The sequence below is a fragment of the Streptantibioticus silvisoli genome, from assembly GCF_027947535.2.
Classification (GTDB): domain Bacteria; phylum Actinomycetota; class Actinomycetes; order Streptomycetales; family Streptomycetaceae; genus Streptantibioticus_C; species Streptantibioticus_C silvisoli.
The window spans coordinates 33800-48029 of the sequence record NZ_JAAGKO020000004.1; the positions used below are offsets into that span (position 1 = coordinate 33800).

The 14230-nt window shown below is 72.9% G+C and carries 14 protein-coding genes; 6 read left to right on the forward strand and 8 right to left on the reverse strand.

The window, feature by feature from the left end; genetic code table 11:
- The first annotated feature begins 104 nt into the window (after nt 1–104).
- Both POF43_RS04220 and POF43_RS04225 read left to right on the forward strand, forming a co-directional pair.
- On the forward strand, nt 105–2396 hold the full coding sequence (locus POF43_RS04220; RefSeq protein ID WP_282704409.1) for a globin domain-containing protein: 2292 nt from the start codon (nt 105–107) through the stop codon (nt 2394–2396).
- 60 nt (nt 2397–2456) lie between these two features.
- The gene (locus POF43_RS04225) at nt 2457–3449 is read left to right on the forward strand and encodes a pyridoxamine 5'-phosphate oxidase family protein (RefSeq protein ID WP_271313986.1); all 993 of its coding nucleotides are present in this window, start codon (nt 2457–2459) and stop codon (nt 3447–3449) included.
- 3 nt (nt 3450–3452) lie between these two features.
- Here the strand turns inward: POF43_RS04225 and POF43_RS04230 are convergent, their stop codons facing one another.
- The 3 genes from POF43_RS04230 to POF43_RS04240 all read right to left on the reverse strand — a co-directional run bounded on the left by POF43_RS04230 (nt 3453) and on the right by POF43_RS04240 (nt 5660).
- Complete coding sequence (locus tag POF43_RS04230) at nt 3453–3953, reverse strand: NUDIX domain-containing protein (protein ID WP_271313985.1); 501 nt, start codon at nt 3951–3953, stop codon at nt 3453–3455.
- Between the two features lie 94 nt (nt 3954–4047).
- Nucleotides 4048–5175, reverse strand: coding sequence for a cystathionine gamma-lyase (locus POF43_RS04235; protein WP_271322988.1), 1128 nt, complete (start codon nt 5173–5175; stop codon nt 4048–4050).
- Between the two features lie 104 nt (nt 5176–5279).
- Nucleotides 5280–5660, reverse strand: coding sequence for a phage holin family protein (locus POF43_RS04240; RefSeq protein WP_271313983.1), 381 nt, complete (start codon nt 5658–5660; stop codon nt 5280–5282).
- A 51-nt stretch (nt 5661–5711) separates the two neighbouring features.
- Between POF43_RS04240 and POF43_RS04245 the strand changes: the two genes are divergently transcribed.
- Both POF43_RS04245 and POF43_RS04250 read left to right on the forward strand, forming a co-directional pair.
- Nucleotides 5712–6029 (forward strand): cupin domain-containing protein, encoded by a 318-nt coding sequence (locus POF43_RS04245; protein ID WP_271313982.1) that lies wholly within the window; start codon nt 5712–5714, stop codon nt 6027–6029.
- A 148-nt stretch (nt 6030–6177) separates the two neighbouring features.
- Complete coding sequence (locus tag POF43_RS04250) at nt 6178–6393, forward strand: DUF5326 family protein (protein WP_271313981.1); 216 nt, start codon at nt 6178–6180, stop codon at nt 6391–6393.
- Between the two features lie 138 nt (nt 6394–6531).
- Here the strand turns inward: POF43_RS04250 and POF43_RS04255 are convergent, their stop codons facing one another.
- Together POF43_RS04255 and POF43_RS04260 are read right to left on the reverse strand one after the other, a co-directional pair.
- Complete coding sequence (locus POF43_RS04255) at nt 6532–8028, reverse strand: SPFH domain-containing protein (protein WP_271313980.1); 1497 nt, start codon at nt 8026–8028, stop codon at nt 6532–6534.
- A 133-nt stretch (nt 8029–8161) separates the two neighbouring features.
- On the reverse strand, nt 8162–8359 hold the full coding sequence (locus tag POF43_RS04260) for an NfeD C-terminal domain-containing protein (RefSeq protein ID WP_271313979.1): 198 nt from the start codon (nt 8357–8359) through the stop codon (nt 8162–8164).
- A gap of 195 nt (nt 8360–8554) precedes the next feature.
- Between POF43_RS04260 and thiC the strand changes: the two genes are divergently transcribed.
- The gene (thiC, locus tag POF43_RS04265) at nt 8555–10336 is read left to right on the forward strand and encodes a phosphomethylpyrimidine synthase ThiC (protein WP_271313978.1); all 1782 of its coding nucleotides are present in this window, start codon (nt 8555–8557) and stop codon (nt 10334–10336) included.
- A 123-nt stretch (nt 10337–10459) separates the two neighbouring features.
- The gene (locus POF43_RS04270) at nt 10460–11017 is read left to right on the forward strand and encodes a hypothetical protein (RefSeq protein ID WP_271322989.1); all 558 of its coding nucleotides are present in this window, start codon (nt 10460–10462) and stop codon (nt 11015–11017) included.
- Between the two features lie 106 nt (nt 11018–11123).
- On the opposite strand, the gene POF43_RS04275 is transcribed toward POF43_RS04270, so the two are convergent.
- The 3 genes from POF43_RS04275 to POF43_RS04285 all read right to left on the reverse strand — a co-directional run bounded on the left by POF43_RS04275 (nt 11124) and on the right by POF43_RS04285 (nt 14147).
- A complete protein-coding gene (locus POF43_RS04275; protein WP_271313976.1) occupies nt 11124–11462 on the reverse strand; it encodes an SH3 domain-containing protein in 339 nt (112 codons plus the stop codon).
- A gap of 258 nt (nt 11463–11720) precedes the next feature.
- Complete coding sequence (locus POF43_RS04280; protein WP_271322990.1) at nt 11721–12734, reverse strand: hypothetical protein; 1014 nt, start codon at nt 12732–12734, stop codon at nt 11721–11723.
- 345 nt (nt 12735–13079) lie between these two features.
- Nucleotides 13080–14147, reverse strand: a complete 1068-nt coding sequence (locus tag POF43_RS04285) for a metallophosphoesterase (RefSeq protein ID WP_271313974.1) — start codon at nt 14145–14147, stop codon at nt 13080–13082.
- Nucleotides 14148–14230: the final 83 nt, after the last annotated feature.

Consider the following 14230-nt stretch of genomic DNA (forward strand, 5'->3'; position numbering starts at 1 on the left):
CCGGGCGTGGTATGCCACGCTCTTGTCCTCGCACGGCCTCACGGGAGGCGGTGGCGAAGGCGGGACGCGCGGGCGGCCTGAGCGCTGACACGTTCCGATTGTGGATGCTGGGAAACGACCGGGAGATGTTCGAGGCGAGGCAGACGATGGACGCCATGACCCACAGTTCGGCGGGCCGGGACAACGGAGCGGGCTCCGGCCGTCCCGCGGACGCGTCCGCCCGCTCCCGGCCGGGACAGGACGACCAGGGCGGCTGGGGGTGGTTCACCAAGGTGAACCCGCCGGCCGAGGAGAACGACCCGCAGGCCGCTCCCCAGCGGCTGGGCCACGCCCCCATACCCAGCCGTCCCCCCTCCGCGATACGGCCGGTCGGCACCGGTGCGGAACGCCACCGGGCGAGCCCCGCCCCCGAGCCGCCGGCCCGCCGCCCGAGCCTCTTCGGCCGCTCGCCGGCCCCCGAGACACCGCGCGACACCCCGCGCCCGGCCCCCTCCCGCTACGAGCCGCCGTCCGGGTACGAGGCACGCCCCGGTAACGCGCCCGCGCCCGGCTCCGAGGACCGCTCCGGCTACGAGGCCCCTTCGGGCTACGAGGACCGCTCCGGTTACGGGCGTCCGTCCGGCTACGAGGACCGTCCGGGCCGCCAGGCCCCTTCGGCGTACGAGGACCGGTCCGGCTACGAGCCGCCGTCCGGGTACCCCGCTCCCGCCGGTTACGGCGCCGACGGCGGGCGGTACGGCCGCCAGGCGGACCGCTACGGCTCCGTGACGGATCACTACGGCCGGGAGGCGGACCGCGCCCCCGAGCCGCGCCACCGGCCCCCCGGCGCCCGTTTCGACGGTGCCGGGCCCGCCGCCGGACCGCCGCGACCGCCGGTTCGCCCCTCCGGCGGTGACCGGGCCGCCGGCCACCCGGACGAGACGTCGCCGTGGACCAGGCCCCGCCGGCCCGAGGCGCCCGAGGCCCGCGCCGTTCAGCGGCCCGAGGGCGCCTGGTTCGGCCCGCAGGCCCAGGAGCAGGCCGCCCCCGCCGCACCGCAGCCGGCCGCGCCCGCCGCGCCGACGTCCCCCGCCCCGCCGCCGTACGACCGTGGACCGGCTGCGTACGGCCGCGAGCAGGCACCCGCCGAGCCCGTCCGCCGCGCCGCCCCGGCCCCGGCGCCGGCCCCGGCTCCCACCCCTGCGCCGGCCCCCGCTCCCGAGCCGGAACCCGTCGCGGAGGAGCCGACGGGCACCGCGTCGTTCGGCCCGGACGAGACGGCCTCGCCGGACGCCGTCCTGATCCGCCGCACCATGCGGGTCATCGAACCGGTCGCCGACAAGACGACCTCGTACTTCTACGCGCTGCTGTTCCTGCGCCACCCCTACCTGCGCGAGCTGTTCCCGGCCGCCATGGACACCCAGCGCGACCGGCTGTTCCGGGCGCTGCTGACCGCCGCCAAGCACGTCGACGACGCCGAGACGCTCACCGCGTACCTGGCCAACCTCGGCCGCGGCCACCGCAAGTACGGCACCCGGCCCGAGCACTATCCAGCGGTCGGCGAGTGCCTGATCGGGGCGCTGACCCGGTACGCGTCGGAGATCTGGAACGACGAGGTGGAGGCCGCCTGGGTGCGCGCCTACACCGCGATCTCGCAGATCATGATCGACGCGGCGGCCGAGGACGAGCACGTCGCGCCGCCGTGGTGGCAGGCGGAGATCGTCTCGCACGAGCGGCGCACCGCCGACATCGCCGTCATCACCGTGCGGCCCGACCAGCCGTACCCCTTCCTGGCCGGCCAGTACGCCAGCCTGGAGGTGCCCTGGTGGCCGCGGGTGTGGCGGCACTACTCCTTCGCCGCCGCGCCGCGCACCGACGGGCTGCTGTCCTTCCACGTCAAGGCGGTCCCGGCCGGCTGGGTCAGCTCGGCCGTCGTCAACCGTGCCCGGCCCGGTGACGTCATCCGGATCGGGCCGCCCGCCGGATCGATGACCGTCAACCACGAGACCGACGACGGCCTGCTGTGCCTCGGCGGCGGCACCGGCATCGCGCCGATCAAGGCGCTGGTGGAGGACGTCGCCGAACACGGGCGCAGACGGCCGGTCGACGTCTTCTACGCGGCGCGCAGCGGTCACGACCTGTACGACCTCGACACCATGCTGGAGATGGAGCAGCGCCACTCGTGGCTGTCGGTGCGGCCGGTGGTCTCCGACACCCTGAACGCCGAGGGCGGCCTGGTGGCCGGTCACCTGCCGGACATCGTGGCGCGGTTCGGGCCCTGGCCGGCGTACGACGCCTACCTGTCGGGCCCGCCCGGGATGATCCGCAGCAGTGTCGACGCGCTGTTGGGCATCGGGATGCCCAACTACCGCATCCGGCACGACTCCCTGGAAGAGCTTGTCTCGGCACGCGACTGACGGTGCTCCGGGGCGCGGCCACGATCTCGTCGCGCACGTACGGCGTCGGGAAAGGACACGGTGAACCAGCATCAGCACGACCCGGCGGCCCCGGCCGGGCTGCCGGGCGGTGAGGGCGAGCACGCGCTCCAGCGGGAACTGGGCACCGTGGACCGGGCCGGCCGGTTCTACGACGAGCAGGTGCGCGACCGGCTCAACACCCGGATGCGGGAGTTCGTCGCCCGGCAGGAGATGTTCTTCCTGTCCACCTCCGACGCCGGGGGAGAGTGCGACAGCTCGTTGCGGGCCGGGCCGCCCGGGTTCGTCCTGGTGCTGGACGACCGGACGCTGGCCTACCCCGAGTACCGGGGCAACGGCGTCATGGCGTCGCTCGGCAACATCAAGGAGAACCCGCACGTCGGCCTGCTGCTGGTCGACTTCGGCCGGGACCGTATCGGCCTGCACGTCAACGGCCGGGCGCGGCTGGTCCCCGACGAGCTGATGCGGATCTGGCGCACCGACCTGCCGGTCGACCCGGTGCCGGGCCGCCGTCCGCAGATCTGGGTGGAGGTCGGCATCAAGGAGGCCTACATCCACTGCTCCAAGCACATCCCGCACCTGGTCAAGGCGCCGCCGGCCGGCGCGGCGAGCGGTACGGCGGACGGCGACCGCGCCTGGGGCACCGACGACGTCCACCGCAAGGGCGGCGACTTCTTCCACACCGCCGCCGAAGGCCGCGCGGCGGAGGGCCGCACCGCAGAGGGGCGCGAAAGCGTCACCCACCACGGCCCCCGCGAGGAGCCCCGCCATCCGGCACGCCGCACGGCGCAGCCAGCGGCACCGGCCAGGGGCACCGGCGCGCCGCTGCCCGGCCCGGCCCCCGCCGACGTGGCGGAGCGGGCCAGGCTGGCGGTGCGGTCCCGGGCGGACCGGGCCGGGCTGCCGGACCCGGACATGTGGCGCCGGGAGGCGGAACGCGCGCTGGCCAGGGCCCACCGCCGCGATCCGCAGGCAGGCGCGGTGCCGCCCGCCCCGGTGCACGGCGCCGGGGCGTTCCGCGGCTGGTTCGGCTGACCGTCAGCCGACGTCGGGGTCGAGGAGCGCGCGGACGCCTTCGATGTTGGCGGCCAGGTAGGTGCGCAGCGACGCCGGGGTGAGCCGGACGGACGTGACGCCCTCGGGGGTGAACGGGACGCGGACCACGTCGTAGGTGCCGTTGGGCTGCTCGATCTCCGGGCCGTGGCGTCTGGACAGGTCCATGGACTCCAGGCGGCAGGCGAAGAAGTACTGGATCTTGACGCCAGCGGTGCCGTCCTCGCCGACGTGTTCGACCGTGTCGACGAAGGCGGTCACCGGATCGCTGACCCTGGCGCCGACCTCTTCGTCGACCTCGCGGTGCAGTGCCTCGGTCACGGTGGCGTCCTCCGGCTCGACGCCGCCGCCGGGGGTCACCCAGTAGGTCGGTACGCCGGGTCTGACGCGTTTGATCAGGATGAGCTGGTCGTCGTCGAGCAGGATCGCGCGGGCCGTGCGTTTGATCACCGGCCGGGCGGCAGGATCGGGGTCGTGCGCTGGCATGGTGGGACCATGCCGCGCCGGGCGGCTGCCGAAACGCCCCGGAGGGCCGCAATCGGAATCGCGGGTTCTGGCCATGCGCGGCAGTCTCGTCCCGCTACCGGGCGGCGTCCAGGGCCTGGAGGACGTCCGTGACGATGTCCTCGGCGTCCTCCACGCCGACCGAGAAGCGGATGAAGCCGTCCGGCACCGCGTCGCCGCCCCAGCGTCCCCGGCGTTCCGCGGTGCTGAGGACGGAGCCGAAGCTGGTGGCCTCGGTGGTCAGCTGCAGGGCGGCCAGGAAGCGTTCGGCGTGCTCGCGGCCGGGCAGGACGAAGGAGACGACCGAGCCGAAGCGGCGCATCTGGCCGGCGGCGATCCGGTGCGCGGGGTCGTCGGGCAGGCCGGGGTGGCGCAGGCCGGTCACCTCGGGGCGGCCGCGCAGCGCGTCGGCGAGCGCGACGGCGTTGGCCGCCTGACGGTCGACGCGCAGGTGCAGGGTGGCCAGCGACCGGTGCGCGAGCCAGGCCTCCATCGGGCCGGGGATCGCCCCGACCGTCTTGCGCCACAGCCGGACGGCGGCGGCCAGCGCCGGGTCGGTCACCGTGACGTAGCCGAGCAGCAGGTCGCCGTGGCCGGTGAGCGCCTTGGTGCCGCTGGCCAGCGAGAAGTCGGCGCCGAGTTCCAGCGGCCGCTGGCCGAGCGGGGTGGCGAGGGTGTTGTCCACGGCGACGAGGACGCCGCGTTCGTGCGCGGCGGCGGCCAGCCGGCGGATGTCGCAGACGTCGAGCTCCGGGTTGGAGGGCGACTCGATCCACAGCAGCCGGGCGCCGTCGAGGACGTCGAGCTGCTGGTCGCCGGCGGTGGGTGCCAGCCGCACGTCGACGCCCCAGGAGTCCAGGCGCTGCCGCAGCGAGCGGGTGGCCTGGTAGCAGTCGGAGGGCAGCACGACGGTGTCGCCGGTCCGCACCTGGGACAGCAGCACGGCGGAGACCGCGGCCATCCCGGAGGCGAACACCACGGTGTCGGCGTCCGCACCGGGCGCCTCCAGCTGCGAGATGGCCGCTTCGAGGTGGGTCCACGTCGGGTTCTCGTCCCGGCCGTAGGTGTACGGGCCGGCGGCCTCGCCGGGCAGGTGGTAGTGCGAGACGAACACCGGGCCGGGCAGCGACGGGGTGTAGGGCTCGGCGGCCGGGCGTCCGGCGTGCACGCTGGCGGTGCCGTCGCCGGTGGGGCGCTCCGACATGGGGCCTCCTGGAGGTGAAGCGATGTTTCACGTGAAACAGGGTGTTTCACGTGAAACATCGCCATCGGGCGAAGAGTGATGTTTCACGTGAAACATGGGCGATGTCAGTCGTCGTCGTCCGGCAGGATCAGGTGCAGCACCCAGGCCACGACGCTGACGATCAGGCCGCCGAGCACCGCGGCCACGAAGCCGGAGACGTGGAAGTCGATCGAGAGCTTGCCGGCCAGGTAGGAGGTCAACAGCATCATCAGGGCGTTCACCACCAGGGTGAACAGGCCGAGGGTGAGCACCACCAGCGGGAAGGACAGCAACTTCACCACCGGCTTGACCAGCCAGTTGATGACGCCGAAGACGAGTGCCACCAGGATGAGCGCGAGGACCTTGTGCCCGGTGTCGGTACCGGTCAGAGTGATGCCCTTGATCAGCCAGACGGCCACCCCGAGGGCGACCGCGTTGGCCAGGGTCTTGACCACGAATTTCTTCATGCAGGGGATCGTCGCAGACAGGGTGATCCCCAGGACAAGGGAACAGACGTAATGAAATTGTTCCGGCTCGACGATCTGGACGCGGAGCGAGCGGCCCATGACGGCGCGTATCTGCAGTTCCTGCGGGAGCGCAACATGTCGGCGGGGCTCTACGCGCTTCCGGCCGGTGAGGCCGACCCGCAGTCGCCGCACGACCAGGACGAGATCTACCTCGTGGTGAGCGGCCGGGCGTCGATCACGGTCGGCGAGGAGACGTCGGTGGTGGCCCGGGGCAGCGTCGTGTACGTGCCGGCCAGGACCCCGCACCGGTTCCACCACATCACCGAGGACCTGCGGGTCCTGGTGGTCTTCTCACCGCCGGAGAAGTGACGGCGGCGGTCGCTCTCAGGGACGTGGGCCCGATCACCCGTAAGGGTTTCCTCAGGGACGGATGGGGTCCCGGATGCCTCGGCGAACCCGCTGGACGGCCGTAAGCTCGCATCAGAAGGATTCGCAGAGGGGCGGAGGGAGTCTCATCGTGAACGGGTTCCTGAACGGTTTGCCGTGGTGGGTCAAGTGGGTCGTCATTCCGGTGATCGCGCTGTTCATCTTCGGCGGGCTGATCACCAGCATCATCGGCTTCGTGGTCGGGCTGCTGTTCAAGGTGATCCTCTTCGCCGTGCTGGTCGGCGGACTGGTCTTCGTGGTCAAACGCTTCACCTCGTCCAGCAACTCGTCCCGCAAGGACTGGTGACCGGCTGCCCGGCAGCCGTCTGAACCACGCCCCTGAACGGCCGGTGCCCGCGGCGGAGGAGACTCCGTACCGCGGGCACCGCCGTGTCCAGCGGACGCCGTCACCGGCACCTGCCGGACCGGGCTGTCAGCCGGGCTGTCAGACCGACTGGGGCCCCTCCTCCTGAACGGTGATGCGGGTGCCGTTCAGCGGGGTCACCGGGGCCACCGGGCCCGCCGGGTCGGCGGCCGGAGCGGTCGCCGGGGGGTTCATCGCGGACAGCAGCTGCCGGGCCAGACCCAGTCCGGTGCCGCCCATGGTGAGGGCCTTGGCGAACATCTCCGACATGCCGTCGGCGCCGTTGAGCAGCACCATGTGGTCGACGTTGCCGAAGGCGGCCGCGCCGGCCTGCACGATCTCCGGCCACTTCTCGGCGAGCTGCTGCGCGACGACCGCCTCCTGGTTCTCCGCCAGCGCCGCCGCCCGGGCCTGGATCGCCGCGGCCTCGGCCAGCCCCTTGGCCCGGTCGGACTCCGCCTCGGCCAGACCGCGGGCCTTCGCCGCCGCCGCCTCGGCCTCACCGGTGGCGCGGGTCGAGGCGGCCGCCGCCTCACCGCGCGCCCTGGTGGCCTCCGCCTCCGCCGCGGCACGGGTCTTCACCCGGGTGGCCTCGGCGGCCGCGGCCAGCTCGGTCTCCCGGGCGTTGGCCTGCGCGGCCGAGATACGGGCGTCCCGGTCGGCCTCGGCCAGCGTGCGGCGCTCGTAGGCGTGCGCGTCGGCGGGCTTGCGGACGTCCGCCTGGAGCTGCATCTCGCGGCGGTTGGCCTCCAGCTCCGAGACCCGGGTCTCCTGGACGACGACCTCCTGGCGGGCGGCGGCCTCGGCGAGCGGGCCGGCCTGCTGGGCGGTGGCGGCGGCCTTGTCGCGTTCCGCCTGGTAGCCGGCCTGGAGGATCTCGCTGTCGCGGGTGGCCTCCGACATGCGGGCGGCCGCCTTCTGCTCGGCCTCGGTGGCCAGCCGGGACGCCTCCGCCTGGGCGATCCGCGCGTCCCGCTGGACGGCGGCGGCGTGCGGGGCGGCCAGGTTCTTGATGTAGCCGGTCGGGTCGTCGATCTCGTGGATCTGCAGCGAGTCGACGATCAGCCCCAGCTTCTCCATCTCGGTGCCGGAGGCCGCCCGGGTCTGCGCGGTCAGCTTGTCGCGGTCGCGGATCATCTCCTCGACCGTCAGACCGCCGACGATGGAGCGCAGGTGACCGGCGAACAGGTTGTGGACCCGGTTGCCCATGAACTTCTGCTGGTCCAGGAAGCGCCGCGCGGCGTTGGCGATCGACACGTAGTCGTCGCCGACCTTGAAGATCACCACGCCCTGGACCTTGAGCGGGATGCCCTGCTGGGTGACGCACTCGACCGACAACTCGGTCTGGTTCAGGTCGAGTGACAGCTTGCGGACCGCCTGGACGCCCGGGATCACCAGCGTGCCGCGGCCGGTGACGATGCGGAACCCCAGGCCGTTGTCCACCCCGTCGGTGCGGTGCCGGGAACCGGAGATGACCAGCGCCTCGTTCGGCTCGGCGACCCGCCACATGAGCTTGAACAGCACGATCAGGATGATGAGTGCGACGAGTGCGGTACCCGCCACGACGCCGATGATCATCGGCAATGCCCCCTTATCGCGACCCGGAGTCGGGCCGACGACGCGAGTGTCCTCCCGGGCACGGGGGCCGCCAACGGGCAACGTCAATCTTGTCGCCGTTTTGACACCTGGGCTCCGCCGCTCGCGGCCGCCGTCAGACGAGCGGTGCCACGTAGACCGAGCGCGGCGGCTGGTACTCCACCACGACCACCAGCGTCCCGATGTCGATCCGCTCACCGGAAATCACCGGGTACGCCAGGAAGTGCTCGGCACCGCCGCGCACCGCGACCATGACCTCGCCCACCAGTCCCGGCCCGATCGTGCCGGTCACCCGGCCCTGCAGTCCCACCATTCCCGGAGGGTAACCCACCCCGGCCTGGCGCCCGGTGGGGACGAACCGGTAGTTTCAACGACACCTTTGCCAACGCGGGAGCTCGGGGCACCGGGCTGAGAGGGCGCTGACCGGGCCGTACACGACGTACGGCCGACCGCCGCGCCGACCGATGAACCTGTACCGGGTAATGCCGGCGTAGGGAGTGGGGTCTTCATGACCGAGCAGGACATCAGCACGCCCGGAACGCGGACCGGCGGCGACGCCGGCACCCTCGCACCGGGGCGGCGCAAGGCGTACCTCCAGGGCGACCGGGCCGGCCTGCGGGTGCCGGTGTGCCGGGTGCGGCTGACCGACGGGGGCGACGTCACCCTGTACGACACCTCGGGGCCGTACACCGACCCGGCCGTCGTCACCGACGTGCGGCGCGGGCTGCCGGCGCTGCGGGCCGGCTGGATCGCGGAACGCGGCGACACCGAGGAGTACCCGGGCCGCCCGGTCCGGCCGCAGGACGACGGCGACCGCCCGCAGGACGACGGCGACCGGCCGCAGGCGCCGGGCGAGCCGGTCTTCCCCGGTGCCGGACGGCCGCCGCTGCGCGGCCGGGACGGGCGGGCGGTGAGTCAGCTGGCGTACGCGCGCCGCGGCGTGGTCACCGCCGAGATGGAGTTCGCGGCGCTGCGCGAGGGCGTCGACCCCGAAGTGGTGCGCGAGGAGATCGCGGCGGGCCGGGCGGTGCTGCCGGTCAACGTCAACCACCCGGAGAGCGAGCCGATGGTGATCGGCAAGCGCTTCCTGGTCAAGGTCAACGCCAACATCGGCAACTCCGCCGTCACCTCGTCCATCGAGGAGGAGGTGGAGAAGATGACCTGGGCCACCCGGTGGGGCGCGGACACCGTGATGGACCTGTCGACCGGCCGCGACATCCACACCACCCGCGAGTGGGTGCTGCGCAACTCCCCCGTCCCGATCGGCACCGTGCCGCTCTACCAGGCGCTGGAGAAGGTCGGCGGCCGGGCGGAGGAGCTGTCGTGGGAGGTCTACCGCGACACCGTCGTCGAACAGGCCGAGCAGGGCGTGGACTACATGACCGTGCACGCCGGGGTGCTGCTGCGGTACGTGCCGCTGACCGCCCGCCGCACCACCGGCATCGTCTCGCGCGGCGGCTCCATCATGGCCGCGTGGTGCCTGGCGCACCATCGGGAGAACTTCCTGTACGACCACTTCGCCGAGCTGTGCGACCTGCTCGCCGCCTACGACGTGACGTTCTCCCTCGGCGACGGGCTGCGGCCCGGGTCGGTGGCCGACGCCAACGACGAGGCGCAGTTCGCCGAGCTGCGCACCCTGGGTGAGCTGAACCGGATCGCCCGCGAGCACGGCGTGCAGACCATGATCGAGGGACCGGGACACGTCCCGATGCACCGGATCAGGGAGAACGTGGAACTCCAGCAGGAGATCTGCGACGAGGCGCCGTTCTACACCCTCGGCCCGCTGACCACCGACGTCGCGCCCGGCTACGACCACATCACATCCGGCATCGGCGCCGCCATGATCGCCTGGTGGGGCACCGCGATGCTCTGCTACGTCACCCCCAAGGAGCACCTGGGGCTGCCGGACCGCGACGACGTCAAGACCGGCGTCATCACGTACAAGATCGCCGCGCACGCCGCCGACCTGGCCAAGGGTCACCCGGGGGCCCGCGAACGCGACGACGCGCTGTCGGACGCGCGGTTCGCCTTCCGCTGGGAGGACCAGTTCAACCTGTCGCTGGACCCGGACACCGCACGGGCGTTCCACGACGAGACGCTGCCGGCGGCACCGGCGAAGACCGCGCACTTCTGCTCGATGTGCGGTCCGAAGTTCTGCTCCATGCGGATCTCGCACGACATCCGGCGCGAACACGGCGCCACCGCCGAGGAGATCGAGGCGGGCATGGCGGCGAAGGCGGCGGAGTTCGCGGCGGGCGGCAACCGGATCCAGCTGCCGGTCGTCGAATAAACCGTCACCTGAAAGGGGCGACCAAACCGTCACCTAAAAGGTGGGACAAGGGTGTTCGCGCTCTAGTACCGTACGCGTTCGTCCCGTACCGGCCGCATGTCCGACAATCGACCAGGACCCCACGTGAATCTCGACTTCAGCAGTAACCCGCTCTTCTCCTGGTACGTCGTACTGCTCATCTTCAGCGGTCTCGTCATGCTGGTCATGGGCGTGCTCAACACCGGCGGCCTGACCAAGGGCTGGCGCGTACTCAACGCGCTCTTCGGTGTCGGCTTCTTCGGCTACGGCATCTACCTGGGATTCGTCTTCCAGGGCGGCAGCTACATCATCTTCTTCAAGGCGTTCATCCTGCCGGTCCTGATGATCGTCAACTTCTTCCGCTCGATGTCGGCGCGGCAGAAGGTGAAGACGGCGCAGGCCGCCCAGGCCGCGATGTACGCCGGGCAGGTCCCGGGCGGTTACCCCCAGCAGGGCGGCCCGGCCGGCTACGGCGCCCCCGGCGGGTACCCGCAGCAGGCTCCGGGTGGCTACCCGCAGCAGCCGGCCCCCGGTGGCTACCCGGCTCCGGGTGCCTACTCCCAGCCGGCACCCGGCGGTTACCCGCAGCAGCCGGCTCCGGGCGGTTACCCGCAGCAGAACCCGGCCGGTTACCCGCAGCAGGGGCCCGGCCAGAACGGCTGACCGGCCACGCCACCGCGCGGCAGCGCGAAAACCCGGGGTCCCCCGAGCTTTCAGGCTCCGGGGACCCCGGGTTCTGGCGTCCTTGAGTCGCGCGTCCGTCAGCCGATCAGCGCGCGCACCACTCCGGCGACCGCCCCAGGTTCTGGATGTAACGGGCTGAGGACCAGCCGAAGGTGTGGTCGCTCAGCTGGTACCAGAGACGGTTGCCGTGGACGTTCCCGCCGTTCTCCTTGCACTTGATGCTCACGATCGAACCCTGGGCGTGCCACCCGACCACCCGGCTGCCGGTGTCCGGTCGGGCCCGGACGAACAGGCCGCCGTTGGCGGTGACCCGGCCCTTGGCCTCCCACGCCGACCCGGCCGCGGTCGCGGTACCGGCGACGCTGACGGTGACCATGGCGCCGGCGGCGGCCGCCAGGGCGATCCTGCTGAGCTTCGACTGCATCTGCTCACTCCTGTGAAAGCGCGGCCCGCGACGGGCCTGGGGATGCACCGTCGTCGGCCGGCGCCGTGCCCGCCGACGAACCGTGTGCGATCCGCGCGGATGCCCCGAGGAGCCACCCGGCGTTTCGCACTACAGCCAAAGTGGCACAAATGACGCGCTCTTCGTCGCGCTATGTGCTGGTCCGTTCGGGTATCCGTCGGATTTACCGCTCGGTGGCCCATCGGGTTTCCGGCGGAAACACCCTCGCCCGTACGGCTGTCAGCCGCGCTCGCCGTCCGCGTCCCGCTCGCCGGGCACCGGCCCCTGCGGCCCGGTGAAGTCGGGGCTGGAGAAGTCCGGACTGGAGAAGTCGGGGCTGGAGAACCGCGGTCCGGCAGCCCGGGGCTCGCCACCGCCGGGACTGGAGAACCCGGGCGCCGAGTAGCCGAAGCCGCTCGACGTGCGCGATCCGTTCCGCGATCCGCCCGCCGGGGCGCCGCCGTCCACCGGACCGCCCAACCCCGCTGCGCCCGCCGACTTCGGGCGGCCGATCCCGGTGCCGCGGGCCCGCGTACCGCTCCCGCCCGGTGCCCCACCGCCGGCCGGGGGTCCGCCGGACGGTGACCCCGTCGCCGCGGCTTCGGTGAGGAACGGCAGCAGGCCGCGTTCCAGCAGCGCCGCCGACCAGGCGTTCCGGGCGGCGGCGACTTCGTCGGCCGCCGCGGGGTCGGAGGCGTGGATGGCGGTGGAGCCGTCGCGTACCGCGGTCATCAGCATGCCGACGGTGCCGACGAGGATGGCCGCGCCGGCCAGCGCCAGGAAGGTCCAGCCCGCCGTGCGCAGCGATCCGGCGATCGACGGTGCCGGGCTCATCGCGCCGAGCAGGTAGCCGACGAGCAGGAAGATGACCGCGGCGACGCCGGCCAGCACCGGGGTGAGCACCGCCATCATCGGGAACAGCCCGGCGCCGGACACCGCGTTGGCCACACCCGGCACCGGAACGCCGGGCGGCACCGCACCGGTGGCGTCGGAGTCCTGCGCGGTCTGCGCGCCGCCCCGGGTGCGGGTGGCGCGGTCCGCGTCGCGCAGGCGCAGGAAGACCTCGTACTCGGCGGCGGCGCAGGCGGATATCGCGGCCGACGCGGCGAGCGCCATGGCGCGCAGCTGCTCGGAGCTGGGCCGGCGCGGCGACGCGGTCGTGGGCGGCGCGGCGGACATCGCTCGGAGAGCCTGGTCGAGAACCCGCTCGAACTGCGGGCGGTCCTCGGTCAGCAGGTGCGGAGCGCTGTTCATGTGCATCCCCCGAAGCCCCCGCGCACCCGGGACCTGCCCGGGCGCCGTCGGATCCCGGAGCGGCCGGCCGGAAGCGGAGGCGAGCCTGTGACGGACACCCCGATGGTAGAGCGCGGGGCTGACAGGCTGACAGAGAGTTTTCCGAATTGCTCGACCACGCCCCCGGCGCGGCTCTGCACGCCGGAACGTGCGTCCCGGCGTCGGCCGGCCCCGCGCGCGCCCCGAGAACCCGGGAACCCGGAAACTCCGAGAACCCGGAGAACCGGAAACCCGAAGACCCGAAGACCCGAAGACCCGAGAACCCGAAGAACCGAAAACCCGGAAGCCCGTGGAGGGGGCTCCCCGTCAGCCGAGCGGGAGCCGGGCCACCAGCAGGGTGCCGTCCATCGTCACGCCGCCGTCCATCGCGACGGCGAGGTCGTCGGCGTACAGGTGCGGGCCCTCGACGGTGTGCGGGGTCGGGTCGCCGCCGTCCTCACCGGCCTCGCCGAGCAGGTACGGGATCGGGCTGTGGCCGTGCACGACCTGCTGGCCGCCGTAGGCGTCGAGCAGTTCGCGCACCGCGAGGCCGCCGCTCTCGCCCCGGAAGGCGAAGCGCTTGGTGAACTTGCGGAACAGCTCCCAGCATTCGTCCGCGTCACCCCGTTGGAGGATCCCGGTCACCGCGTCGTTGACGGCGTCGATGCTGGTGCCGTACTCCAGGTACGCGGTGGTGTCGGAGTGCAGCAGCAGGTGCTCCTCGGCCAGGGCGACCGCGTCCAGCCGGGACATCCAGGCGATGTGGTGGTCGCGGAGCCGGTCCATGTCGGTGGTCTGGCCGCCGTTGAGCCGCCAGGCGGCCAGGAACGAGGCGGTGCCGGCCGCGGAGTTGACCGGGGTGTCCTCGAACCGCTTGGCGCCGATCAGCAGCAGCTCGTGGTTGCCCATCAGGGCCTTGCAGTAGCCGCCGGCCGCCGCGGCCTCGGCCGACAGCTGCATGACGAGGTCGATGACCCCGATGCCGTCCGGCCCGCGGTCGGTGAAGTCGCCCAGGAACCACAGCCGGGCGGCGCCGGCCGCCCAGTGGCCGGCCTCGTCGATCAGGCCGTTGGCGGACAGGGCGGAGCGCAGTTCGTCGAGGTATCCGTGCACGTCGCCGACGACGAACAGCGGCCCGGTCGGACCGGTGCCCTCGACGGCGGGCGCGGTCAGCCGCATCGTCGGCCGGTCGGTGCCCGGCCGGATCACCGGCAGGTCGTGCGCGGTCGGCGTGTAGTCCACCGACGGCTCGCCGACCGGCGCGGGCGGCAGCGGGGGAGGCGGCGGCGCCTGGGCGGGCAGCGGTGGCGCGAGGGGTTGCTCCGCCGGCTGCCAGTCCTCCACCGCCGCAGCGGTTACCGGCGATACGGGTTCCAGACCGGCCCCCTGAGTCATCGGCCCCTCCACCTTCGCGCCGCCGTCACCGCGTCACGTCCGGAGCGGTGTGCGCCGGGGCGGCCTGCGGTGTCATCCGCCCA